This window comes from Bacillus cereus group sp. BfR-BA-01347 (assembly GCF_022663835.1).
Taxonomy (GTDB): domain Bacteria; phylum Bacillota; class Bacilli; order Bacillales; family Bacillaceae_G; genus Bacillus_A; species Bacillus_A thuringiensis_K.
In genome coordinates, this window is record NZ_JAKUGG010000001.1 from 475,986 (window position 1) to 500,575 (window position 24,590).

Here is a 24,590-nt window from a genome sequence, read left to right on the forward strand (position 1 = left end):
GATATAGGGAGAGAAGAAAAATGACAAAAAAACCATATAAAGTAATGGCTCTATCAGCACTTATGGCAGTATTTGCAGCAGGAAATATTATGCCGGCTCATACGTATGCAGCTGAAAGTACAGTGAAACAAGCTCCAGTTCATGCGGTAGCAAAAGCTTATAATGACTATGAAGAATATTCATTAGGACCAGAAGGCTTGAAAGATGCAATGGAAAGAACAGGTTCAAATGCTTTAGTAATGGATCTGTATGCTTTAACAATTATTAAACAAGGTAATGTTAACTTTGGAAATGTATCGACTGTTGATGCAGCTTTAAAAGGAAAAGTGATTCAGCACCAAGATACAGCTAGAGGAAATGCGAAGCAATGGTTAGATGTATTAAAGCCACAGCTTATTTCAACGAATCAAAACATCATTAACTACAATACGAAATTTCAAAACTATTATGATACTTTAGTTGCTGCAGTTGATGCAAAAGATAAAACGACTCTTACGAAAGGCCTAACTAGATTATCAAGTAGTATTAATGAAAATAAAGCGCAAGTGGATCAGTTAGTAGAAGACTTGAAGAAATTCCGAAATAAAATGACGTCGGATACGCAAAACTTCAAGGGTGATGCAAATCAAATTACATCTATATTAGCTAGTCAAGATGCAGGAATTCCGCTTCTGCAAAATCAAATTACAACGTACAATGAAGCAATTAGTAAATATAATGCAATTATTATCGGTTCATCTGTTGCGACAGCTCTAGGACCAATTGCAATTATTGGTGGTGCAGTAGTTATTGCTACGGGCGCAGGAACTCCGCTAGGAGTAGCATTAATTGCAGGTGGTGCAGCAGCTGTAGGCGGTGGTACAGCTGGAATTGTATTAGCGAAGAAAGAGCTTGATAATGCACAAGCAGAAATTCAAAAGATAACAGGACAAGTTACAACTGCGCAATTAGAAGTAGCTGGATTAACGAACATTAAAACACAAACAGAGTATTTAACAAATACAATTGATACTGCAATTACAGCGTTACAAAATATTTCAAACCAATGGTATACAATGGGATCAAAATACAATTCTCTACTTCAAAATGTGGATTCAATTAGTCCAAACGACCTTGTTTTCATTAAAGAAGATTTAAATATTGCGAAAGATAGCTGGAAAAACATTAAAGACTATGCAGAAAAGATTTATGCTGAAGATATTAAAGTAGTAGATACGAAAAAAGCATAATCGAATACGAATCGTTAGAGCGTTAAGTGTTGATGAATGATTTGAAGCTCCTGTTCAGTTGTGAGCAGGAGCTTTTGATATCCTTATAAAGAGAATAGGTGAAAAATATGCAGAAAAGATTTTATAAAAAATGTCTTTTAGCGGTAATGATTGCTGGGGTGGCAACTAGTAACGCATTTCCTTTACATCCTTTTGCAGCAGAACAAAATGTAAAGGTGCTACAAGAAAATGTGAAAAACTATTCTCTTGGACCAGCTGGATTCCAAGATGTAATGGCACAAACGACATCAAGTATATTTGCAATGGATTCATATGCAAAATTAATTCAAAATCAACAAGAGACGGATTTAAGTAAAATAAGTTCGATTAACAGTGAATTTAAAGGGAATATGATTCAGCATCAAAGAGATGCAAAAATTAATGCGGCATATTGGTTAAATAATATGAAGCCTCAAATTATGAAAACGGATCAAAATATTATTAATTACAATAATACGTTTCAATCGTATTATAATGACATGTTAATAGCGATTGATCAAAAGGATAGCGGAAAATTAAAAGCTGATTTAGAAAAGTTGTATGCGGATATTGTAAAGAATCAAAATGAGGTAGATGTATTATTAGGAGATTTGAAAGCCTTTCGCGATAGAATGGCGAAAGATACAAATAGTTTTAAAGAGGATACAAATCAATTAACAGCGATATTGGCAAGTACGAATGCTGGCATTCCAGCTCTAGAGCAACAAATCAATACATATAACGATTCGATTAAAAAGAGTAATGATATGGTCATTGCTGGTGGCGTACTTTGCGTAGCGCTAATAACATGTCTTGCTGGCGGGCCGATGATTGCGGTTGCAAAAAAAGATATCGCAAATGCAGAAAGAGAGATAGCTAATTTAAAAGATAGAATTTCAGGAGCACAAGCAGAAATCGTAATTTTGACTGATGTAAAAAATAAAACAACAAACATGACGGAAACAATTGATGCAGCAATTACAGCACTACAAAACATATCAAATCAATGGTATACAGTAGGTGCAAAATATAATAATTTACTACAAAATGTAAAAGGAATTAGTCCGGAAGAGTTTACGTTTATAAAAGAAGATTTACATACAGCGAAAGATAGCTGGAAAGATGTAAAGGATTATACAGAAAAATTACATGAAGGTGTGGCAAAGTAAACAGTGGGCTAGTTCCGCTGTTTATTTTTTATTCCGTTTTTTTTGTGAGAGTTGAACTTGTAATTTTATATATAAGTTTTCATGTGTTTTATCAATGTGGCTATTGGGTAATATTTAATCAAATTGATACGAATAACCTAAATAAATTTCTGATCAAGTCTTTTATATGTAATGTTTTAATGAAAAAAGCTATACTGTAAGCAAAACTAAAAATTGGAGAGGAAATACTACAACATGGAAAATTATCTATTATTTATCCTTACAGCAATGCTAATCATAATGATGCCTGGTCCTGGTTTTGCACTAGTTACAAAAAATACTATCTCGCATGGTAAAAATGGCGGGATAAAGACTGTTTTAGGAACGATATCTGGAATGATGATTCATACAATAATGGCTACGTTAGGACTTTCTGCTATCTTAATGAAATTTGCTATGTTATTTACATTTATAAAATATGCTGGGGCTGTTTATTTAATTTATTTAGCTGTAAAGTCAATTAAAAGTGCCTTACATAAAAAAGAAGATATGTCAGGTTCAGCAGAAATGGACTCTAAGGATATTGGGGCAATTAAAAGCTTTAGACAAGGATTTACTACGGCAATTTTAAATCCAAAAACCGCTGTATTTTTCCTTAGTTTTTTACCCCAATTTATTGTGAGTAATCAAAATCATTTCTTCCAATTTCTTTTATTAGGAGTCACATTTACGACTTTGACAGCAATATGGTATTTACTTTACATCTCACTCATACGTCAATTAAGAACTTTTTTAAGAAAAGAAAGAGTGAACCGTACAATAGAGGGTATTACAGGCGCCATATTATTAGTATTTGGAGTTAGATTGTTTTTCCAAAAATAAATATGTAGATAAAACGAGAAATAAAAAAGTTGATTATTTCTCGTTTTATTCTTTAAAATCTGCAACAGAACCAGGATCTCCCATCAAAGTATAAATTCCAAGGGAGGAACCGTTTTTTATTTACTTATATACGTACAGCTGTACCACTGACAGCAACCATTAACATTCCATCACGAACAACTTCGTAATCTACGTCAATACCAACGATAGCGTTCGCACCTTTTTCTTTTGCAAGTTCTTTCATTTCGCCCATTGCAATATCACGAGCGTCTTTTAGTTTACTTTCATAAGCACCAACACGGCCACCGACAACATCACGAACGGAAGCGAATACATCGCGGACAATATTTGCACCCATAATAGCTTCACCATTTACAATATCAATATACTCAATAATCTCTTTACCTTGAATTCCAGAAGTTGTTGTTACAATCATGACTGACACTCTCCTAATATCTTATAATTTTTGATTAGCTTTCTTATGTCATAGAAAAAGTAGTTCTGGTGCCAAAAATGCTTGATAGAAACATAGAATATTTTTGGCATCAGAAACAAGTCTGGTTTCTTACAGAATGAAACCAAGGCAATTGTTTAACATATGTATCGCTATAACATATGCAATGGATCTTTTAGAAATAAGATAAGCCGCAGTAAGTATCAACGATCCAGGTAAATAAATAGCAATATCCGCAAGTTGGTTCGTATGAAGAAGTGTAAAAATCATAATCGAAATGATAGATGCAATAGTAGTACCAATATGGTAAGAAAAACGATTTATTAATATGTGACGAAACACAATTTCTTCAAGTATTGGACCCAGAATACCAAATACAAGCAATGTAAATACAAGAGGTACCTCTGCACCCGTTTCAAGGAGCTGCTCTTGGTTCTCTGGTTGACCAGTTGCTAGAAAATGCATAACACACTGTTCCACAATTAACGTAAATAAAACTACCATAGGAATACTTACTATTTTCAAAATTGTCTTCTCTTTAAAATAAGTAAAACTTTCAATAATTTCTTTCCTAAAGCAAATGATTCCTACAATAGCAGGTACAGTAAAACCGATGGCACTAAGAACAAATTCTGATTCAACTAAATTGACATTAGCTAAAAGTGATATGCCAAATAGTATGTACAAGCCAATTTGAAATGGTACAAACAGTGTAAAGATTATTAGCATAATGATTTCTTTTTTATTCATTTTTATAAAGTTCACTGTATTGCCCCCATAATTAAATTACCTATAATTTTTGATTTTTCTTTCTGCATAACGATCTCCTTCTAAATATATTTATATAAGATTCTAAACCGGACGGTTCGGTCCGAATCGAAATCTAATGATACTACAAGTTTCTAGTTTTTTAAACCCTTTTTATAAAGTATTAACAAAATCAAAATGGAAAAAAGCAAATATATTTATATTTCAGTTGCTTTGTTACAATTTAATTCCAGTAATCATTAATGGTTAATCTTTTATAGAATGAAGTGAAAGTGGGAGTAGTTCAAACACTTTAGCTAAACATATTAATAAAAATTATATATAATAATCATATGTCTATACATTAAAATTAACTATATATTTTTACACCTACTACGAAGTTAGGTGAAATTAGTTGTATAACATGACTGAATTAAATAATTGGTCATGTTAATTTTGACAGAAAATTCATTTGAATGATATAGATAATACAATTTGATTAATCTCTTTTCAAACTGTATTGTTTGAGGTTCACATAATATAGGGGTTGATAAGATATTTTCGCTCCAAACTTCTTTATACTTACAAAAAAATTCAAGAAAATAGATGGTAAATATCACCTGGAATATTAAGCTCGTTTTTATTAGGAGGATTACAAAGTATGACTAAAGTTGATAAGGTTAAAGAAAAAATTATTGAAACATCTTTATATTTATTTAATACTAATGGGATAACTCGCACATCCATCCAGGATATAATGACAGCTACTGAACTACCTAAAGGATCTATTTATCGTAGATTCAAAAGTAAAGAAGAAATTGTCCTTGCTGCCTACGACAAAAGTGGTGAGATTATGTGGAGTCATTTTCATAAAGCGATGGAAAATAAAAAGAATGCAATTGATAAAATCCTTGCAATATTCCTTGTATATCAAGATGCAGCTAATAACCCTCCTATTGCTGGAGGCTGTCCATTACTTAATAGCGCAATCGAAAGTACTGGAGTATTTCCAGAATTACAAAAAGCAGCAGCAAAAGGTTATGATGATACAGTAATGTTAATGGCTTCTCTCATAAAAGAAGGAATAGAGAAACAAGAACTTAAAGAAGATATAGAGGTTATATCACTTGCTTCCTTTCTTGCATCTTCAATGGAGGGGGCTATTATGGCAAGTCGAGTATCTAACGATAATATACACCATCATTATTTTATTGAACAAATAAAACATCATCTTTTCTCCTATTCTAAATAAGTGAGAACTTGCAGTGTTTCCATCCGATTTTTATAAACTTAAATTGAATACATACCCCTTATGAACAGTATCTTTTGTTTATGAGGGGTATTTGAATAGACTTTAACAAAGGGAGCTTTTTACACGTTGTTTGGATTATTTCACTAATACGAACTTTAGTTGAAGAGCACGCCATAATGAAAAAGCTGTTTTAATATACTAATTATGTATCATATGTTAAAAAACTTATGTTATTTTGTTTTTCTAAGTTTATAGCTAAGAAGAATATAAGAATTAGAGGAGGGGGAAAATTGAAATTTTTTACGATATTTGCATCAAGGAATGATACAAGTGATATAGAAGGTTTCATTACTCAAGTTTTTCAAAATGGGTTTAAGGTTGAACGCAATAAAAATGAATATACCATTCAATCGAAAAGACTATTTGGCAAAAATAAAATTATTATTCGGGTGGATTCTGAAGAATCATCTCCTGATTATTTTTTCAATAATATTCCTGGAATGATGCACATGTACGATCAAATCGAATTTCAAGAAGAACATCTTAAGAAGATGGTTTTGGCACAGATTTCTGTAATTAATACCATAATCGCTATAGAGACGAAGAAGGATTATAGTGATGAATACGTGGAGCTGTTTCTTAAATTACTTAATGGGGTAAACGGTATTGGTTTTATCCCTGATCGAACTCTCATCGGGAAGGATGGAAAAGTAATTGTATTTCCGGATGGATCCTCTGGTCCTTCAGAATTTACTCCTCAAGTATGTACGAACAAAATAAGGGGACAGAATAGTACTTCTACCGATGGGGAGAAAAGAAAACAGAAATCGATAAGCTATCTGCAAGATAAAGGGATTCCATATATAGAAGGATTGCCTCAATTGCCTCCTTTGACAAGTATTCAGTTAAGAAGCCGAGAAGAGATTACGAAGAGAGCAGTAGCTTTGTTGATTGTCATACAATATGCTTGTGATGTTGCCCAAGAAGGAGATTTGAAAACTTCCAAAGAGTTCGTCATGGAGCTGCTAAATCAATTTGATGTGGTTGAATCATTAACGATGCAGGAAAGGAATTTTCTGAATTCAGAGGAACCTGACGAGAAAGAAGCGATACAGATTGCATGGCAGTATGAAGCTCAATGGGTTTTGCTTTGGTCAATAGGCCTCGTGAATACACTGAAATTCCCAAAAGAAATCTGTGACTGTCATTATGCAATTAAACTTGTTTCTGATTGTAGTTCTTTTAATGAATTTTATCAAAAAACAAAATTGCGAAATGCAGAAGAAATTTTGGACGAGGCCGACCTTATTTATCGGCTTCATTGGGCTTGTGTACATGATAGAATTAATGCGAGAGAAGCAACTGCAGGTATGCATGAAAGTATTGTTATTGAAAGACGAAGAGGCTTGTTTTGGCTAATCAATTATAAAAATGAAGATTGGGATTATATCTCCATGGATACATAATCTATATTCTTTGTTCTGTAGAGCATTTGTATTCTAGATAATCGAATTATTACTTCATCAGTTCAATCCATTATAGAAAAAAGGGCGAAAATGCCATAGATAGGAGAAAAAATAGTCTTTGATATCCTAAGCCTCATATACAACTTGAACGGCCTTGTTATTGTTACTGCAGAAAAAATGTGAATTAAATGTTAATCGATTTACATGTTTCAAGCGTATCTATATTGAGTTTGTAAATCTACACAATAAGTTTTCATTATATATATTAAGTGGAATAGAAGTTCAGTTAGATAAAATTCGGTAGTCGAATTTTTTTGCATAAAGCTGTATAATGCTTGTAACGAAAGGGAAATACAGGAAGGGATTTGTAATGAGTTACTATGGAAAAAGATAAACAACAATTAAGCGTTGAAGTTGCAAGATTATATTATCAATCAGATTATAGTCAGCAAGAAATTGCTAACAAATTAAATATTTCAAGACCGACGATTTCTAGATTGTTAAAGTACGCGAAAGAAAAAGGGTTTGTTCAAATTAGCATCGCTGATCCATTTGCGGATTTAGATAACGTTGGGAATTTACTGAAAGAAAAGTACAACTTGTTAGAGGCACATGTTGTATTTTCTCCAGTGCCGGAATATGCAACGATTACAGAGTATATTAGTAAATATGCTGCTGAGTATATGGAAAAGACGGTTAAAAACGGTGATATTGTTGGTGTGAGCTGGGGAATGACTATGTATGAAATCGCTAGAAAAATCGTACCGCAACATGTAAAAGGGGTAGAGGTTGTCCAGCTAAAAGGTGGTATTAGTCATTCAAGTGTAAATACATATGCGAATGAAACAATAGCTTTATTTGCAGATGCTTTTCAAACGACGCCAAGAAATCTACCTCTTCCAGTTATATTTGATAATGCAGTGACAAAAGAATTAGTAGAGCAGGATCGACATATTCATCACATTATCGAAATCGGGAAGCAAGCGAATATTGCAATTTTTACTGTAGGAACAGTGCGAGACGAAGCGCTATTATTCCGATTAGGTTATTTCGATAAGGAGGAAACAAGTTTACTCAAAAAACAATCGGTCGGTGACATTTGTTCACGTTTCTTTGATGGAGACGGAAATATTAGTAGCGAAGAAATCAATAAGCGTACCATTGGAATTGAGTTAGAGGAACTGAAATTAAAGAAACGCTCTATTTTAGTTGCAGGTGGTAATAGAAAAATAAAAGCAATTGATGGTGCGTTACGTGGCGGGTATGCAAATGTATTAATTATCGATCAGCATACAGCAAAAGAATTGTTACATTATCAAAAAGATTAGAAATAAAAGGCGTTCTCAAAATGTTAATTTTGAGAACGCCTTTTATTTTGTTATGTATGAATGATAGGTGTTCTTTTGAACACAAATTGCCTCTTTAAAAATAATTATGGATATAGAGATACATACTACCATTGTTAATATAAAAGTTTTGATTTTAAATGAGAATTGTTTCTTAGTTAGAATGAGCTTTACTTACTACAAGAAAATTCCTTTTAAAAAAGAATGAACAAAATTTCAAAAGTATATTTACATTTGTTCAACTAAGAGTTAGAATGAAGTTGTTAAAAGATATGAGGAGTGAAGATAATGAACATTGCAAAGTTAATTGACCATACAATTTTAAAAGCTAATACTACTAAAGAAGATGTTATGAAAGTAATCGAAGAAGCAAAGGAATATAAATTCGCTTCTGTTTGTATTAACCCAACATGGGTAAAATTAGCGACTGATGAACTAGCTGGACATGATGTAGACGTTTGTACTGTAATCGGTTTCCCATTAGGAGCAAGCACGACTGAAACAAAAGCATTTGAAACAAAAGATGCTATCGCAAAAGGTGCAACTGAAGTTGATATGGTAATCAACGTAGGTGCTTTAAAAGATGGCGACAACGAACTTGTTGAAAAAGATATTTATGAAGTAGTACAAGCAGCAAAAGGAAAAGCTCTTGTAAAAGTAATCATTGAAACTTGCCTATTAACAGATGAAGAAAAAGTACGCGCTTGTGAATTATCAGTAAAAGCTGGTGCTGATTTCGTAAAAACTTCAACTGGATTCTCAACTGGCGGAGCAACTGCTGAAGATATCGCATTAATGCGTAAAACAGTAGGACCAAACGTTGGTGTAAAAGCATCTGGCGGTGTTCGTACACGTGAAGATGCAGACAAAATGGTAGCTGCTGGAGCTTCTCGCGTTGGAGCAAGTGCTAGTGTTGCAATCGTATTAAATGATGCAAAAGGTGCTACAGATAACTACTAATTGATAAAAGGTTAAAGCAATAGATATACGTTTAGAGTATATCTATTGCTTTAATAATTGAAAAAAATGTAAGCGGATACGAATGGGAGGAAACGGCTTATGAAATACTTAATCGGTGTTTTTGGCCTCGTATTGATTTTAGGTATCGCTTGGCTTGCTAGTAATGATAGAAAGAAAGTCAAATATCGCCCAATCATAACGATGGTTATATTACAATTCATTTTGGGGTTTTTATTATTAAATACAAGTGTAGGGAATATATTAATTAGCGGAATAGCAGATGGTTTTGGAGAGCTATTAAAATATGCTGCTGACGGTGTGAATTTCGTATTTGGTGGATTAGTAAATCAAAAAGAGTTTTCGTTCTTTTTAAGTGTATTAATGCCAATCGTATTTATATCAGCCTTAATAGGTATTTTGCAACATATTAAAGTATTACCTATTATTGTGAAATCTATCGGTCTAGCATTAAGTAAAGTAAATGGAATGGGGAAACTAGAATCATATAACGCTGTTGCATCTGCGATTTTAGGACAATCTGAAGTATTTATTTCAGTTAAGAAACAACTAGGGTTATTGCCAGAGAAAAGAATGTATACATTATGTGCATCAGCAATGTCTACAGTTTCTATGTCTATCGTTGGATCATATATGGTGTTATTAAAACCACAATATGTTGTAACCGCTTTAGTGCTTAACTTATTCGGTGGCTTCATCATTGCTTCTATCATTAACCCATATGAAGTTACTGAGGAAGAAGATATGTTAGAAGTACAAGAAGAAGAGAAGAAGACCTTCTTTGAAGTATTAGGGGAATACATTATTGATGGATTTAAAGTTGCGATTACAGTAGCAGCTATGTTAATTGGTTTCGTAGCTCTTATCGCATTCATTAATGCAGTATTTAAAGGTATAATCGGTATTTCATTCCAAGAAATTCTTGGTTATGTATTTGCACCATTTGCATTTATTATGGGTGTTCCATGGCATGAAGCAGTTAATGCCGGAAATATTATGGCAACAAAATTAGTATCAAATGAATTTGTTGCTATGACAGATTTAGCACAAGGAAACTTTAATTTCTCAGATAGAACGACAGCGATTATCTCTGTATTCTTAGTTTCATTTGCAAACTTCTCTTCAATTGGGATTATTGCAGGAGCAGTTAAGAGCTTAAATGAAAAGCAAGGGAATGTAGTCGCAAGATTTGGTTTGAAATTACTATTCGGTGCAACGTTAGTAAGTTTCTTATCAGCAACAATCGTTGGCTTATTATTTTAATAGATTTATATAATATAAAAAGGAATGGTGATTGTAATGAGAATGGTAGATATTATTGCAAAAAAGCGTGACGGCAAAGAATTAACGACTGAAGAAATCAAATTCTTTATTAATGGATATACAGACGGAAGTATTCCTGATTATCAAGTGAGTGCGCTTGCAATGGCAATCTTCTTTAAAGATATGACAGATCGCGAACGTGCAGATTTAACGATGGCGATGGTTGAGTCTGGAGAAACGATCGACTTATCAGCAATTGAAGGAATTAAAGTAGACAAACATTCAACTGGCGGTGTTGGTGATACAACAACTTTAGTATTAGGACCATTAGTTGCTGCTTTAGATGTACCAGTAGCAAAAATGTCTGGTCGTGGTTTAGGACATACTGGCGGAACAATTGATAAATTAGAAGCAGTAGAAGGATTCCACGTTGAAATTACGAAAGAACAATTCATCGATATTGTAAATCGTGACAAAGTAGCTGTTATTGGACAAACAGGAAACTTAACACCTGCAGATAAAAAGATTTATGCATTACGTGACGTAACAGGAACTGTTAACTCAATTCCTTTAATCGCAAGTTCAATTATGAGTAAAAAAATTGCAGCTGGTGCTGATGCAATCGTACTTGATGTAAAAACAGGTGCTGGTGCATTTATGAAAACAGAAGAAGATGCAAAAGAATTAGCACATGCAATGGTACGTATCGGAAATAATGTAGGACGTCAAACAATGGCAGTTATTTCAGATATGTCACAACCTCTTGGATTTGCGATTGGTAATGCTCTAGAAGTGAAAGAAGCGATTGATACGTTAAAAGGTGAAGGTCCAGAAGATTTAACAGAATTAGTACTTGTATTAGGAAGTCAAATGGTCGTACTTGCGAAAAAAGCAAATACGTTAGAAGAAGCTCGTGAAATGCTAATTGAAGTGATGAAAAACGGAAAAGCAACTGCGAAATTTAAAGAGTTCTTAAGCAATCAAGGCGGAGATAGCTCAATTGTAGACAATCCAGAAAAAATGCCACAAGCTAAGTATGTAATTGATGTACCTGCAAAAACTTCAGGTGTTATTTCTAACATTGTTGCAGATGAGATTGGTATTGCAGCTATGTTACTTGGTGCAGGTCGTGCAACGAAGGAAGATGAAATCGATTTAGCAGTAGGATTAATGTTACGTAAAAAAGTTGGCGATGCAGTAAAAGAAGGCGAGCCATTCGTAACAATCTACGCAAATCGTGAAAATGTAGAAGATGTAAAAGCAAAAATTTATGAGAACATCTCTATCGCTGAAACAGCAGTGGCTCCTAAATTAGTGCATACAGTTATTACTGACTAATCATCATTTCATTTACTTTGAGGGGGAAATAATATGGATAAGAAAAAATATATTGAAGAAGCAAACAAGATGTTATCGAAAGCGTATATTCCGTATTCTAAATTTCCTGTTGGCGCAGCGTTAGTTACGAAAGAAGGGAAAATCTATACTGGTTGTAATATAGAAAATGCTTCTTACGGTTTATGTAACTGTGCAGAAAGAACAGCAATATTTAAAGCAGTATCAGAAGGTGAGCGCGATTTTAGTTACTTAGTTATTACAGGAGAAACTGATGGCCCGATTTCACTATGTGGTGCGTGTAGACAAGTAATTGCTGAATTCTGTGATCCGAAAATGCCTGTATTATTAACGAATGTAAAAGGTGATGAAAAAGAAGTGACTGTTGAGCAATTACTTCCAGGTGCTTTCACAATAGAAAATCTAAAATAAGTTGAAAAGTGAACTGCACCTCCAGTTGTTAGACACGCATAACAATTGGAGGTGCAGTTTTTTACTTTATATTGAGGTGAATTATTTACTGATATTTCGTCCCCTTTTTCATCAATTTATTATTTTACCACATGTGAAATTTTAAAAATTAAATATTAATGTAGTGTAAGTACAATATAAATTCCCAATTAATATTAAAAGATGATAGGCTATTTTTATAATTGAATTACCTTTCGTACTCTAAAAAACACCCTACCAACAAAGGTTCTCTATCAATATAAAAATCTATACTAATATGGTATAATTTTCATGCTCTATTAAGTATAGAAGGGGTTTATACGATGGGACAATTTCAAAGTAATTTTCAAAGCGCTACACAAATCGCAACGCAAATGAGGGCAGCTTCAGATACAATCCAAAGCGCAACAAATCGTTCTATAAAAAAGGCGACACGTACTACGCTTTCAGTTAATTCAAAAGCACAAGAAGCGAACCAACAAGTTTTAGATTTGACGAAACAATTTTCCACCGCCTTTCAACACGCGGTCGATAATATTCATTCGGTAGCCAAAGAGTTTGAGAGAATGGATCACGAGCTTCACAATACTTTCCGCTAATATGACCACCTTCGTAAAGATAAAACTTTAGGAGGAAAAAAATGGATCGAGATATCAAAAACCAAATTAAACAGTTAAATCAAAAATTACGAAGTGTATTTGAAGAACAGGACCGAAATCAATCCGCGCTTCGAACTCAGGAACAAGCGGAAGCTGATTTTCACGAATTGAAAAATCGAAGCAACCGCTTATTTAACCGTATTTTAGAAACTTGGCACAACGATAAAGAGTTATCTCATTTCTTTATAAATATCCGTCAAGAAGCACAACACATTGAGCGAAAACTTACATTTGAATTAGAAAATCAAAAAGAAACATTACTTAAAGAAAGACGAGACCTTAGTGATTCAGAAAACGACCTATCCTACCAGCAACAACAATTAGCAAGGGAGGTCAATGCATGAGTTTAAATATGTATTTGGGAGAAGTACATATTTAAACTCATGCATGAATGCTGTATGTACAGCTACCATTCAAGGTATGGAACAAGCCATTCAATCGATTGATGCTTTTACAAGTGATACCGTTCTACAAGGGCAAACTTACGATAGTGCAAAAGCATTTTTCGCAGAAACCTTTCGCCCTTTAGCACAAGGAATCATATACTTATGTGAAGAATTAATCCGTCAGAACGATGCATTTCCAAGTCAATTTCAATCACAAGTAGCTCAGGCAGATGTAATTGAACAAGAAATATTAGAACAAATTCGAGAGATTGACCGAATGAAAGCAAGTATGGAAGCCATCACTCAAACTATGCCAATACCAGGTATAGACGCTATGGCAAATCTTTTTACTGTCATGAGGAAAAAACTTCAAGAAAAGTTAGACCATCTACATGAATTTAATCAAACGTCTAGCAATAACTATGCTACAGCAATTCAATTAGCTACTAGTATTGCTACAGGTTTTGTAGATGGTGCTGTAGATGCATGGGAAGGATTCGTAGCTTTAGGCGATAAAGAAACGTGGTTAAACATGCGAGATGCAATTATTAATTATAAAGAAACACTTCCTGCTGCATGGAATACTTTATCAGATTCATTCATTAATGATTTCTGGAACGGAGATATGGAAAGTAGAGAGCACTATGCTGCCTATGGTGTAGCATCATTATTAACAGGTTTTATTGGTGATAAAGGTCTTAGTAAAGCAGGACAAGCAGGGAAGTTAGCAATCGCTGGCAACCTAGCAAAAGGAAAGTCGTTTATGACTAATTCTGCTACATATAGAAATGTATTAACTGATTTTAAGTTGAACACTGGAAACCGTTTGGCTTATGCTGATGTTGGAGGAATTTCTATAAAATATGAACTTGGTGGGGCATACCAAGAAGCGAAAGACTTATTAAATCAATTTGCGGTTTCAAAAGAGGAATATAAAGATTTAAGGAAGAGAACACCCAATAATAGGATAAGAAAAAGCGTAAATACAGATGTACCCAAAATTGATCCTGTATATGGTTATGAAGTGGAAAAACTTGAAGCTGACCACATTGTTTCAATGAAAGAAATAACGGACATGGAAGGTTTTGACCTATTACCGAGAGAACAACAAATAGAAGTGCTTAATATGGATGTAAACTTTGTTGGACTTGGAAAACCAACAAATGCTTCTAAGAATGCAAAAGATTGGAGTACATGGCCGGGGCACCCTAAATACGGTAAGGTTCCGGAAATTATAAGACTAGAAATGTTAGAACGTGAAGCAGTGGCTAGAGAAGCTTTGAAAAAATTAATAAAAGAGAGGTTACAATCCATTGAAAACAATAGTTAAAAATATAGGTGGTAAAAAGATAATAGCTACAGCAGAAGAACATTTAGGCCCCCAGATAGAAAAGTTATTGTATTTGCTAACTAAAGTAGAAGATAACAAATTAGTTGATAGATTTTCTATGCAAGTTGGTTGGTCTATTTTTGTTCTATCCAAACGTGAAGATGGGTATCATATTATTGCCCCAGATTATACAAAAAATCCATTTAAGGATACTACAGATGATCTAACAATTGCTTTATGGGTGCAATTAGAACAAGTACATTGTTTACGTCAGTTAAATATTGACGGTGAAACAATAAAGTTTAGCGATAAAATAGTGACTTCAAAAAATGTGTTACAACTAGATGAGGTTTATTTACAAAGAGCTAGGGATTGTGACAAAGGTGATTCTGGTTGGTATATCGGTCCTGTCGATGAAACAGAAGAAACTGACGGTGAATTAGAAGCATATTACGCATATCAGCTACTAAAAATTAGACCTTCAATTATTCAAGTTTTAGCCTTACCTTATGAATATCTGGTAGTTTTTGAGAAAGATAAAATCAAAGCCATTTTAGATGATAATGATGTCGATGTTTGGAATGGAGTTACAAACTAAGATTAGTTAAGTTCTAAAATAATTGAGAGGGCTTAACCGCATGAACTCAAAAATCCCGGAAATTCTAGGAATATTAGACGGTTATGAGAAAAGGGTAATTTTAGTAATTATAGAAACTGAAGCAATGGTTTAAATTAAACTAGAAACTTACAGGATGGAAAATAATCAATAATGAATAAATTATAAAAGAGCATCCCACCATTAAAAACTGAACTGCACCCCAATTGTTAGACACAGTCTAACAATTGGAGGTGCAGTTTTTCTATGGTTAAATTCACAACTGATGAAAAAATATACATCGTTCAACGTTATTTGAACGGAAATGAAAGTTACCGAGAAATTAGTAAAGCTATTGGTATAAGAGACACCGTAATTTTGAAATGGGTAAACCAATATAAACAAAATGGCTTTTTATTTGAAAATAGGATGTAATATTTTATTCATATTCCGTTCATAAACTTTCCGTAAAATGATTGTAGCGAATATGGAAAGTTTACAATAGGAGGAATAAAATGAAGAATTTATATAATGCATCATTCATTTACTTAATTATCGGTTTACTATCAGGAGTATTTGCAAGAGAGTATTCGAAAGCACAAGGAATTAAAGGATCCACAATGTTGCAATTAGTACATACACATGTACTAGTGCTTGGTTTCTTATTTTTTTTAATTGCTTTCGCTTTATGTAAAGTGTTTCATGTACAAGAAACAAAGAGCTTTCGTGCATGGTTTATTGTTTATAATGTAGGATTAATTTTTAATATTGCAACAATTATATTTAGAGGTCTATTACAAGTAAACGGAACTGACTTTAACGGTTTAAGCCATATGGCTGGGGTAGGTCACGTTATTATAAGTGTAGGGCTCATTTGGTTTATGATTTTGCTAAAAAAGTCATTTAAATAGATAGGAGTGGAAAGTATGATAGCACTTTTATCAAGTGTCGTAGCAGTTTGTATGGCTGTTGGGGTAATGTTTCTACGTTTTAAAGCAGCGAAAAAGCCGGTAACGAAAAAGAAAATTATATTGCCACCAATTTTTATGAGTACAGGAGCGATGATGTACTTTTTACCAGAGTTTCGATTAACATCGTTAGAAATAGTCGAGGCAATTAGTATAGGGCTTATTTTCTCTATTTTTCTTATTAAAACAACTGAGTTCGAAATAAAAGGCGAACATATATTTATGAAACCTTCAAAAGCATTCATATTCATTTTAGTAGGCTTATTAGCTGTACGCGTGGCATTAAAGTCATATTTAAGCCAATCAATTGATTTGGCAGAGTTAAGCGGAATGTTTTTCTTACTTGCATTTGCGATGATTGTGTCGTGGAGAATTGCGATGTATCGCTCGTTTACTAAATTAGAAAAGACAATAAACAGAGCTGGAATTTCTATATAGCAAATCCAGCTCTGTTTATGTTTTATTGAAATTCTTTAGCGCGGAACTCATTTGCTTAATTTGAAACGTATTTGAGCATCTTGTAATGCAACTGGTGTAACGTTAAGACCATTCGGATCAACAATTTTTGTATTTAATAAAATAGAATCTAGGCTTCCACGAAATGTTTGTGTATAGTTTTGACGCAACATTTGTTGTTCTTGTTTTTCATCAACTGTTAATCCAGATGTTCTTTCTTTTTTTGATAATTCATTAATACGGAATAAAATGTTTTGCATTTTGTTCACCTCTTATTTTAAAATAAATTAGCAGCTTACTAATTTATAGTTATTGTAACTTGTTTAGTTGTTTGTGTCAATACTATCTAAAATTAAGTTAAAAATTGACGAAAAATTATAACAATAATAGAATGAATTGTATTGATGATTAGTTTCACAAGCATACATAGAACACTAGGAGGATTATTATGAAATCAACATTTTTTGCTCAAAATAGAGAACGATTAGCAAACACATTACCAGAGGGATCTATTACGATTTTATTTGCGGGACAAGCACCGCATATGTCAGCTGATGCACATTATAAATTTGTACCGAATCGTAATTTTTACTACTTAACGGGAATCGATGAACCAAATGTTATTTTTATGCTGAAAAAGGTTGGAAGTAGTGTTGAAGAAACACTTTTCATTGAAAAGTCAGATCCAGTAATGGAAAAATGGGTCGGTAAAACAGTTTCTAACGAAGAAGCAGAGAAAATTTCAGGTATAAAGAAAGTTGTATATTTAGATAGCTTTGAAAAGACAATGTCAAATATACTTTTTACAGAAAATGCGAAGCATCTATATTTAGATATAGAACGTCGTGAGTGGAATGGTACGGAGACAAAAACATTAGCATTTGCTAAACATGTAAGAGAAAAATATCCACACGTAACAATTAGTAATGTATATCCGAACATTTGTGAATTACGAGTATTTAAAACAGAGGAAGAAATTGAAATTATTAAAGAAGCGATTGCTATAACGAAAGACGGTATTTACAACGTACTTAAGCATGCAAAAGCAGACATGATGGAGTATGAATTAGAAGCTCAATTTGATTTTACACTGAAATCATCTGGCATTAAGCATCATGCGTTCAATACAATTTTGGCAAGCGGTAAAAATGCTACAGTTCTTCATTATGAAGATAATGATGCACAAATTCAAAATGGTGACTTAGTATTACTAGATTTAGGTGCTCAAAAAGACTACTATAACGCTGATATTAGTTATACATTCCCGGCAAATGGAATATTCTCTAGTCGTCAAAAACAAATTTATAATATTGTATTAAAAGCATTAAAAGAAACAACAGAGATTATTAAGCCGGGATTAAAGTTCGCTGCATTAAATGAGCATACAAAAAAGGTACTGGCAGAAGAGTGTAAAGCAATTGGTTTAATTCAAGAAGATGAAGAGTTATCAAAATACTATTATCATGGTGTCAGCCATTTCCTTGGTTTAGATACACATGATGTAGGAACATATAAAGATAGAATGTTAGAAGAAGGTATGGTTATAACAATTGAACCTGGTCTTTATATTGAAGAAGAATCAATTGGAATTCGTATTGAAGATGACATTCTTGTAACGAAAGACGGGTATGAAAACTTGTCAAAAGATATCATTAGAGAAGTTGAAGAAATTGAAGAATTTATGAGTGTAAATAATGAACATGTAAAAGGAAACCAAGCTGTAGTTAAATAATAAAAAAGTCATCACTAATTTATTTGAACTTTATCTCGAATCGTGGACAATTAAAAAATCCATGATTCGGGATAGGGTTCTTTTCTTCGAAATACTAATCTTTAATTATTAATCCTAATAAAGTAGCAAACTGAACAGCTTGATATGTTGATACTTTACATCCTCTTAAATCGTTCACTGAAACTGTAAGTGTATCAAAGGTAGAAGAACTAATATCTATCCCCTTCAGTGATGTCTGATCAAAATTAGCTTCATCAAGACTACATAATTGGAATTCAACTTTTTTAAGTTTACAGTCAAAAAAATCTGCATTATTTAATGAAGTTTCATTAAATATAATTTTTTCTAGTTTAGAATTTCCAAATGCCGCTAAATTCAAAATTGAATTCTCAAATTTAACATTTCCTAAGCTAGATTCTGCAAAATTAACCCCGATTAATTTACTGTTTTTAAATTCGACTCTATGAACAGAAGAATTGCTTAAATTAACATTTGATAAATCGCAGTTTTCAAAACAAACATCTGTAATATCAATATTGCTAAAGTCTGTATTAGTGAATTTACAATTCTTTATCACTGCATCATACAATCGCACTCTATCTACAGATTCATTTTCGAAAGTGGAGTCTATAATTTCACACACTTCTAATGTTGGATCTTCTTCATAAAAAATATCTTGAAAATTCTTTGAAGATAACTCTGGTGAAATTTTTGGTCTATCAATTTTCATCGTATATCAATCCTCTTCTATTTGATATATTTGTGTAATTTGAGTCTATTGTCTTCTTGTAAGGAACATTAGTTCTTATTATACAAAAATGTAAGTTCTTTTGTGAAGAGCATTTTAGCTACATTTTTCTTATTTAATAATAGTAGTGTTATTGTTTCTTAAGAAATAACGTCAAAACAAATACGAGAACGGCTAGTATAGTCGCTACAAGGAAAATATTTTGTATTTCTAAAATATTTGCCTCTTGTAATGTCTCCGCTTTTAGTAATCTTCCAATTAGCTTACGTAAGATCTAATTACATCTCCTTATTTTCTTGGAAATTAACTTCTATAATGATTTTGAAAAAGAAAAAGGAGGGATTTTCCATGAAGCGATTTGTATTAACAGCCGTTACAGTCTCTGTAATATTTTTAATTGCTGCCTGTTCTGTGACGACAAATACAACAAATGATCATAAAAATATGAAAGATAAAAAAACACTACAGACTGAAACAGCTACAAAACCATTGAAAGTTGAAAAAGGACCACAAGTTACTTTAATAGCGAAAGAAGAAAAGCAAAAGTTAAGTAACGGTGTTATTGTTCCAGTCTGGACATTTAATGGCTCATCTCCTGGTCCAGAAATTCGGGTGAAAAAAGGTGAAAAGGTGAAAGTGACATTAAAAAATGAATTATCTGCACCAGTATCTATTCATTGGCATGGATATCCTGTCCCAAATAACATGGATGGAATTCCAGGCGTGACACAAGATGCAGTTGAACCAGGAAAAAGTTTCACTTACGAATTTGAAGCGAACGTACCAGGAACGTACTGGTATCACTCGCATCAAGATTCTGTAAATCAATTAGATAGAGGTTTGTATGGAGCGCTCATTGTAGAAGATACAAAGGAAAAATATGATAAAGATTACACATTAATGTTGGATGAATGGGTTACAGATAAAGAAGAAATTAAAAAGCAGTTAAAAGAAATGACAAAAGGGCAAATAGGTAATAAATCTAAAGGTGATGAAAATACGAAAAAGAATGATGATAAGAACGGCATGGATCATTCTGGTATGGACATGGGCAGTGATCAAAAAGACTCTGGCAATATGGCAGGAATGGACCATGGAAATATGAAGATGGAAGGTCATGATATGAGTATGTATGATTTATTCACAATCAATGGAAAAAGCGGTGATTTAGTAGTGCTATTGAAAGTGAATAAGGGAGATAAAGTTCGTCTTCGACTTGTTAATGCTGGTTATCTATCACATGATATACATGTTCACGGTCATGATATAAAAGTAATTGCGACAGATGGTCAACCAATAAACGATCCAAAAGTTATGAAGGATAAAGTAATTTCAATCGCACCGGGTGAACGTTATGATATTGAATTTACTGCTAATAAAACTGGGAAATGGTATGTTGAAGACCATTCGAAAAATAAAGGTGCAAAAGGAATGAAAGCTGTTATTGAATATGATGGCAGTAAAGAGATGAAAGATAAAGCAGACGAAAAAGAAAAATTACCGAAAGTAGATATAATGAAATATGGTACTAAAAAATTAGGAAGTTTCACGTTAAATCAAGAGTATACTGCCACATATAATATGGACTTAAATACGCAAATGAATGAAAATGAAATGGTATATACAATTAACGGAAAGGTATTTCCGGATATTGACCCAATTCAAGTGAAAAAGGGTGATTTAGTAAAAGTGAAGTTGGTAAATCGTTCTAAAATGGATGATCACCCAATGCATTTACACGGGCACTTCTTCCAGGTGTTGAGTAAAGATGGAAAACCGATAGAAGGTTCTCCAATTGTAAAAGATACATTGAACTTAAAACCAGGTGAAGAATATGAAGTAGCCTTTGTAGCAGACAATCCCGGTGAGTGGATGTTCCACTGTCACGACCTACATCATGCTTCAGCAGGGATGGTAACGGAAGTGAACTATACAGATTATAAATCTGACTATGCTCCAAACCAAAACATTCCTAATAAGCCAGAATAATAGGAAGCAGTTATCCTATGGATAGCTGCTTATTTATTTTTGTTGCAAGTACTAATGTATATGTTGATTATGCCCAGGTGAAGGTGAGGGAGTATGATCTGGAAATGTCACGAATACGGCAACGATAATTATTACACTAATTGAAAGGAATAACAAAAAACGCCGTTGGATAAAAGTAGACAAGTTCTCTGATAACAATTGAATTATACATGACATAGTAATCGTTATAGTAAGTAAGAGACTAATGAACAGTATACTATGAGCTTGTTGAGCATTTAACATTTCTGTAATCATTGCTCCCATCATACTTGCCATTAATCCAGAGAACATTCCTTCTAAAGCAGTATATAGGTGAAAACGTAGACCCACTAAAAAACCGATAAAACCACTAATTAAAATAGCAAGTAAAGTAGAATATAGTAATTCCCCCTTAAAGAGAATGCCTAAATAAAAACCAATACTTAAACCGATACTCATACTAAAAGACATAATAAATACCATATACTCCATTAGGGTACCCTTGCGTTTAGAAATATTGGATGCAATAAGAATTGAGGTACAGCAAAGTGTTAGGGCAGTTAACGTATAAGCAAACATTATGATACCTCCTTGTCCTATCGTTCATTTCATCATATGTGTACTTATGATAATTTATATCTGCATATTATCTGCACAATTTCATAGATGTAAGCAAGAAGGCTTGTGATTTTTTGGGGACGGCTTTTTAATTATGAGCATGTGAATGTAAGAGTTAAATGAAGAGTTTCTATTGTGAAGCCATAAAGAATAAGCGTATAATATTATAGGTCTCACATTTGCGAGACAAACCGCGAATGATAAATAAGATTGTTGTTTTATCATCGCTTCTAAACATATAGACAATGAAAGTAACACTGGAATACAGATAGGGAGTTATAAAATGAAATTAATTATTGCCGAGAAACCAGATCAAGGTTTGGCTCTTGTTTCACAGTTTAAATATCGCCGGAAAGATGGATATTTAGAAGTAGAAGCGAATGAGTTATTTCCAAATGGAGCGTACTGTACATGGGCAATTGGTCATTTGACGCAGTTATGTAATCCAGAGCATTATCACGCAGAGTGGAAAAAATGGTCACTTAATACATTACCGATGATTCCAGAGCGTTTTCAATTTGAAGTAACAAAGTCAAAGTATAAGCAATTTAACGTTGTGAAACAGCTGTTACATAATCCACAGGTAACAGAAATTATTCACGCAGGAGATGCTGGGCGTGAAGGGGAACTGATCGTACGAAATATTATTAATCTTTGTAACGTGCAAAAGCCGATGAAGCGTCTATGGATTTCGTCTTTAACGAAGCAAGCTATTTATCAAGGGTTTAAAAATTTACTTGACGAATCAGATACAATTAATACGTATTACGAAGCATACACAAGATCTTGTGCTGACTGGGTTGTTGGTATGAATGCATCACGTGTGTTTAGTATTTTGCTAAAGAAAAAAGGAATGAATGATGTATTTTCTGCTGGTCGTGTCCAAACACCAACGTTAGCATTGATTGTAAAGCGTGAGAAAGAAATTGAAAACTTTAAGTCAGAGCCTTTCTGGGAAGTGTTTGCAACCTTTAATATAGAAGGAAAGAAATATGACGGGAAATGGGAGAAGGATAATGAATCCCGCTTAAAAGACCCTGATATGGCGAATAAAATTGCGGCATTTTGCCAAGGGAAACCGGCTGTTGTGAAGGAAATGAAAACGGAGCGTAAAGAGTTTCAGCCGCCGCTTTTATTCAACTTATCATCACTGCAAGCAACGGCAAATAAAGCCTTTAAGTTTTCACCGAAAAAGACGCTTGATATAACGCAAGCACTCTATCAAAAAGGGATTGTTTCTTATCCACGTTCAGATTCTAACTATGTTACAGAAGGTGAAGCGGCAACATTCCCTGATATTTTACAGAAGTTAAGTCAGTTTGATGAATATAAAGGTTTATTACTGGCTCCGGTTGAATCCATTATGAACAATAAGCGTTATGTAAATGAAAAGAAAGTAACAGATCACTACGCGATTATTCCGACAGAGCAAGTTACAAACCCAAGCAGACTATCAGGTGATGAAAAGAAAATATACGATATGATCGTAAGAAGGCTTATTGCAGCTCATTATGAAGTTGCAATCTTTGACTATACTACAATCATTACGCTTGTAGATGAACGCGCTGAATTCATTTCAAAAGGAAAACAGCAAATTCAAGAAGGTTGGCGTAAAGTTATTTTCCAAGACGATAAAGATGACGAAACCATTCTTCCAATTGTAGCTGAAGGTGAAGAAGGAAAAGTTGTAAAGGTGAAAGTGAAAGAAGGAAAAACACAGCCACCGAAGCGTTATACAGAAGGACAACTTATTACGTTAATGAAAACAGCCGGTAAGTATTTAGAGAATGAAGAGCTAGAGAAGGTATTGAAGAAAACAGAAGGTTTAGGTACGGAAGCGACCCGCGCGGGTATTATTACGATGCTGAAAGACCGTAAATATATAGATGTAAAGAAAAACCAAGTGTATGCGACTGATAAAGGAAAAGTATTAATTACCGCAATTGGTGACAAAATACTAGCTTCACCGGAAATGACTGCGAAATGGGAACAACGTCTTGCGGAAATTGGTGAAGGTACAGCTTCACCAGCTACATTTATGGAACAGACGAAAAAGCTATCAGCTAAAATTATTGAAGACGCAGTGGAAATGTCTGAGAAGTGGGATTTCACGGGACTACATGTTGAATCGATTGAACGAAAAGGATCGAAATTTACAACGGGTAAAAAGGTTGGTAGCTGTAAAAAATGTGATGGCGATGTAATTGATAAGTCAACGTTTTACGGTTGTTCTAACTATAATACAACGCAATGTGATTTCACCATTTCAAAGAAGATATTAAGTAAAACAATTTCGCAAAAGAATATGACAAAGCTCTTAAAAGGTGAAAAGACTGATTTAATTAAAGGCTTTAAAAAGGGCGAGAAAACGTTTGATGCGAAATTAGAGTGGAAAGATAATAAGATTAATTTTGTATTTGAGAATTAATTTGTTAAAAGAGCATGACATAAAACTGTCATGCTCTTTTGTTTTTTCTTTTATATAAAATTTAACGATAAAAAAAATCCTTTAAATAATAATTT

The 24,590-nt window shown here is 33.3% G+C and carries 23 protein-coding genes and 2 pseudogenes; 20 read left to right on the plus strand and 5 right to left on the minus strand.

The window, feature by feature from the left end; genetic code table 11:
- Positions 1-20 precede the first annotated feature (20 nt).
- The 3 genes from nheB (at position 21) to MR143_RS02390 (ending at position 3,277) form a co-directional block, all read left to right on the plus strand.
- Entirely contained in the window at positions 21-1,229 is a 1,209-nt protein-coding gene (nheB, locus tag MR143_RS02380) for a non-hemolytic enterotoxin NHE subunit B (RefSeq protein ID WP_000162982.1), read from the plus strand.
- 107 nt (positions 1,230-1,336) lie between these two features.
- Positions 1,337-2,416 carry a non-hemolytic enterotoxin NHE subunit C gene (gene nheC / locus MR143_RS02385; protein WP_001171983.1) on the plus strand — a complete coding sequence of 360 codons (1,080 nt, stop codon included), beginning with the start codon at positions 1,337-1,339 and terminating at the stop codon, positions 2,414-2,416.
- 234 nt (positions 2,417-2,650) lie between these two features.
- Positions 2,651-3,277, plus strand: a complete 627-nt coding sequence (locus MR143_RS02390; RefSeq protein ID WP_242280605.1) for a LysE family translocator — start codon at positions 2,651-2,653, stop codon at positions 3,275-3,277.
- Positions 3,278-3,401: 124 nt separating this feature from the next.
- On the opposite strand, the gene MR143_RS02395 is transcribed toward MR143_RS02390, so the two are convergent.
- On the minus strand, positions 3,402-3,713 hold the full coding sequence (locus MR143_RS02395; protein ID WP_000637518.1) for a heavy metal-binding domain-containing protein: 312 nt from the start codon (positions 3,711-3,713) through the stop codon (positions 3,402-3,404).
- A 129-nt stretch (positions 3,714-3,842) separates the two neighbouring features.
- Complete coding sequence (locus tag MR143_RS02400) at positions 3,843-4,496, minus strand: CPBP family intramembrane glutamic endopeptidase (protein WP_001009294.1); 654 nt, start codon at positions 4,494-4,496, stop codon at positions 3,843-3,845.
- 643 nt (positions 4,497-5,139) lie between these two features.
- On the opposite strand from MR143_RS02400, the gene MR143_RS02405 reads away from it, so the two are divergent.
- From MR143_RS02405 to MR143_RS02470, 14 genes and pseudogenes are all read left to right on the plus strand, one after another.
- The gene (locus MR143_RS02405; RefSeq protein ID WP_000169645.1) at positions 5,140-5,730 is read left to right on the plus strand and encodes a TetR/AcrR family transcriptional regulator; all 591 of its coding nucleotides are present in this window, start codon (positions 5,140-5,142) and stop codon (positions 5,728-5,730) included.
- Between the two features lie 290 nt (positions 5,731-6,020).
- Complete coding sequence (locus MR143_RS02410; protein WP_000668093.1) at positions 6,021-7,196, plus strand: DUF4272 domain-containing protein; 1,176 nt, start codon at positions 6,021-6,023, stop codon at positions 7,194-7,196.
- 380 nt (positions 7,197-7,576) lie between these two features.
- Positions 7,577-8,524 (plus strand): sugar-binding transcriptional regulator, encoded by a 948-nt coding sequence (locus tag MR143_RS02415; RefSeq protein WP_199717537.1) that lies wholly within the window; start codon positions 7,577-7,579, stop codon positions 8,522-8,524.
- Positions 8,525-8,830: 306 nt separating this feature from the next.
- A complete protein-coding gene (gene deoC, locus MR143_RS02420; RefSeq protein ID WP_001017450.1) occupies positions 8,831-9,502 on the plus strand; it encodes a deoxyribose-phosphate aldolase in 672 nt (223 codons plus the stop codon).
- 99 nt (positions 9,503-9,601) lie between these two features.
- Positions 9,602-10,783 carry a NupC/NupG family nucleoside CNT transporter gene (locus MR143_RS02425; protein WP_000876185.1) on the plus strand — a complete coding sequence of 394 codons (1,182 nt, stop codon included), beginning with the start codon at positions 9,602-9,604 and terminating at the stop codon, positions 10,781-10,783.
- A 36-nt stretch (positions 10,784-10,819) separates the two neighbouring features.
- Complete coding sequence (locus MR143_RS02430) at positions 10,820-12,121, plus strand: pyrimidine-nucleoside phosphorylase (protein WP_002093946.1); 1,302 nt, start codon at positions 10,820-10,822, stop codon at positions 12,119-12,121.
- A gap of 33 nt (positions 12,122-12,154) precedes the next feature.
- Positions 12,155-12,550 carry a cytidine deaminase gene (locus tag MR143_RS02435; RefSeq protein ID WP_242280606.1) on the plus strand — a complete coding sequence of 132 codons (396 nt, stop codon included), beginning with the start codon at positions 12,155-12,157 and terminating at the stop codon, positions 12,548-12,550.
- A 341-nt stretch (positions 12,551-12,891) separates the two neighbouring features.
- Complete coding sequence (locus MR143_RS02440; RefSeq protein WP_000529648.1) at positions 12,892-13,167, plus strand: TIGR04197 family type VII secretion effector; 276 nt, start codon at positions 12,892-12,894, stop codon at positions 13,165-13,167.
- Positions 13,168-13,208: 41 nt separating this feature from the next.
- The gene (locus MR143_RS02445) at positions 13,209-13,571 is read left to right on the plus strand and encodes a DUF3958 family protein (RefSeq protein ID WP_000373356.1); all 363 of its coding nucleotides are present in this window, start codon (positions 13,209-13,211) and stop codon (positions 13,569-13,571) included.
- Positions 13,568-14,943: pseudogene (locus MR143_RS02450) on the plus strand (T7SS effector LXG polymorphic toxin). The gene MR143_RS02445 and the pseudogene MR143_RS02450 overlap by 4 nt, the downstream one beginning before the upstream one ends.
- Positions 14,927-15,541 carry an immunity protein Imm33 domain-containing protein gene (locus MR143_RS02455; protein WP_000849724.1) on the plus strand — a complete coding sequence of 205 codons (615 nt, stop codon included), beginning with the start codon at positions 14,927-14,929 and terminating at the stop codon, positions 15,539-15,541. Before MR143_RS02450 ends, MR143_RS02455 begins: the two are co-directional and overlap by 17 nt.
- 264 nt (positions 15,542-15,805) lie before the next feature.
- Positions 15,806-15,949 (plus strand): annotated as a pseudogene (locus MR143_RS02460) (transposase); the annotation flags it as partial.
- Between the two features lie 104 nt (positions 15,950-16,053).
- Positions 16,054-16,449: a DUF2871 domain-containing protein gene (locus MR143_RS02465; protein ID WP_000794055.1), complete on the plus strand. Its 396-nt coding sequence runs from the start codon at positions 16,054-16,056 to the stop codon at positions 16,447-16,449.
- Between the two features lie 15 nt (positions 16,450-16,464).
- A complete protein-coding gene (locus MR143_RS02470) occupies positions 16,465-16,944 on the plus strand; it encodes a CcdC family protein (protein WP_000561073.1) in 480 nt (159 codons plus the stop codon).
- Between the two features lie 47 nt (positions 16,945-16,991).
- Here the strand turns inward: MR143_RS02470 and MR143_RS02475 are convergent, their stop codons facing one another.
- Positions 16,992-17,222 (minus strand): DUF896 domain-containing protein, encoded by a 231-nt coding sequence (locus MR143_RS02475; protein WP_001179620.1) that lies wholly within the window; start codon positions 17,220-17,222, stop codon positions 16,992-16,994.
- A 188-nt stretch (positions 17,223-17,410) separates the two neighbouring features.
- Between MR143_RS02475 and MR143_RS02480 the strand changes: the two genes are divergently transcribed.
- The gene (locus tag MR143_RS02480; RefSeq protein ID WP_000842972.1) at positions 17,411-18,694 is read left to right on the plus strand and encodes an aminopeptidase P family protein; all 1,284 of its coding nucleotides are present in this window, start codon (positions 17,411-17,413) and stop codon (positions 18,692-18,694) included.
- A gap of 94 nt (positions 18,695-18,788) precedes the next feature.
- Here MR143_RS02480 and MR143_RS02485 read toward each other — a convergent pair whose 3' ends face one another.
- Positions 18,789-19,424 carry a pentapeptide repeat-containing protein gene (locus tag MR143_RS02485; RefSeq protein WP_000687268.1) on the minus strand — a complete coding sequence of 212 codons (636 nt, stop codon included), beginning with the start codon at positions 19,422-19,424 and terminating at the stop codon, positions 18,789-18,791.
- Positions 19,425-19,790: 366 nt separating this feature from the next.
- Here MR143_RS02485 and MR143_RS02490 point away from each other — a divergent pair, with 366 nt between their 5' ends.
- Positions 19,791-21,431, plus strand: a complete 1,641-nt coding sequence (locus tag MR143_RS02490) for a multicopper oxidase family protein (RefSeq protein WP_199717535.1) — start codon at positions 19,791-19,793, stop codon at positions 21,429-21,431.
- Between the two features lie 51 nt (positions 21,432-21,482).
- On the opposite strand, the gene MR143_RS02495 is transcribed toward MR143_RS02490, so the two are convergent.
- Positions 21,483-22,028, minus strand: a complete 546-nt coding sequence (locus MR143_RS02495) for a hypothetical protein (RefSeq protein WP_000458519.1) — start codon at positions 22,026-22,028, stop codon at positions 21,483-21,485.
- A 322-nt stretch (positions 22,029-22,350) separates the two neighbouring features.
- Between MR143_RS02495 and topB the strand changes: the two genes are divergently transcribed.
- Positions 22,351-24,495 carry a DNA topoisomerase III gene (topB, locus tag MR143_RS02500; protein WP_000766762.1) on the plus strand — a complete coding sequence of 715 codons (2,145 nt, stop codon included), beginning with the start codon at positions 22,351-22,353 and terminating at the stop codon, positions 24,493-24,495.
- Positions 24,496-24,590: the final 95 nt, after the last annotated feature.

Bases quoted from the DNA above. Each gene is read 5' to 3' on its own strand.
- MR143_RS02495 (WP_000458519.1), bottom strand. From the start codon at position 22,028: ATGTTTGCTTATACGTTAACTGCCCTAACACTTTGCTGTACCTCAATT.
- MR143_RS02485 (WP_000687268.1), bottom strand. From the start codon at position 19,424: ATGAAAATTGATAGACCAAAAATTTCACCAGAGTTATCTTCAAAGAAT.
- MR143_RS02415 (WP_199717537.1), top strand. From the start codon at position 7,577: ATGGAAAAAGATAAACAACAATTAAGCGTTGAAGTTGCAAGATTATAT.
- MR143_RS02480 (WP_000842972.1), top strand. From the start codon at position 17,411: ATGAAATCAACATTTTTTGCTCAAAATAGAGAACGATTAGCAAACACA.
- MR143_RS02435 (WP_242280606.1), top strand. From the start codon at position 12,155: ATGGATAAGAAAAAATATATTGAAGAAGCAAACAAGATGTTATCGAAA.
- MR143_RS02470 (WP_000561073.1), top strand. From the start codon at position 16,465: ATGATAGCACTTTTATCAAGTGTCGTAGCAGTTTGTATGGCTGTTGGG.
- MR143_RS02465 (WP_000794055.1), top strand. From the start codon at position 16,054: ATGAAGAATTTATATAATGCATCATTCATTTACTTAATTATCGGTTTA.
- MR143_RS02445 (WP_000373356.1), top strand. From the start codon at position 13,209: ATGGATCGAGATATCAAAAACCAAATTAAACAGTTAAATCAAAAATTA.
- MR143_RS02475 (WP_001179620.1), bottom strand. From the start codon at position 17,222: ATGCAAAACATTTTATTCCGTATTAATGAATTATCAAAAAAAGAAAGA.
- MR143_RS02490 (WP_199717535.1), top strand. From the start codon at position 19,791: ATGAAGCGATTTGTATTAACAGCCGTTACAGTCTCTGTAATATTTTTA.
- MR143_RS02440 (WP_000529648.1), top strand. From the start codon at position 12,892: ATGGGACAATTTCAAAGTAATTTTCAAAGCGCTACACAAATCGCAACG.
- topB (WP_000766762.1), top strand. From the start codon at position 22,351: ATGAAATTAATTATTGCCGAGAAACCAGATCAAGGTTTGGCTCTTGTT.
- nheB (WP_000162982.1), top strand. From the start codon at position 21: ATGACAAAAAAACCATATAAAGTAATGGCTCTATCAGCACTTATGGCA.
- MR143_RS02395 (WP_000637518.1), bottom strand. From the start codon at position 3,713: ATGATTGTAACAACAACTTCTGGAATTCAAGGTAAAGAGATTATTGAG.
- MR143_RS02405 (WP_000169645.1), top strand. From the start codon at position 5,140: ATGACTAAAGTTGATAAGGTTAAAGAAAAAATTATTGAAACATCTTTA.
- deoC (WP_001017450.1), top strand. From the start codon at position 8,831: ATGAACATTGCAAAGTTAATTGACCATACAATTTTAAAAGCTAATACT.
- MR143_RS02425 (WP_000876185.1), top strand. From the start codon at position 9,602: ATGAAATACTTAATCGGTGTTTTTGGCCTCGTATTGATTTTAGGTATC.
- MR143_RS02390 (WP_242280605.1), top strand. From the start codon at position 2,651: ATGGAAAATTATCTATTATTTATCCTTACAGCAATGCTAATCATAATG.
- MR143_RS02430 (WP_002093946.1), top strand. From the start codon at position 10,820: ATGAGAATGGTAGATATTATTGCAAAAAAGCGTGACGGCAAAGAATTA.
- nheC (WP_001171983.1), top strand. From the start codon at position 1,337: ATGCAGAAAAGATTTTATAAAAAATGTCTTTTAGCGGTAATGATTGCT.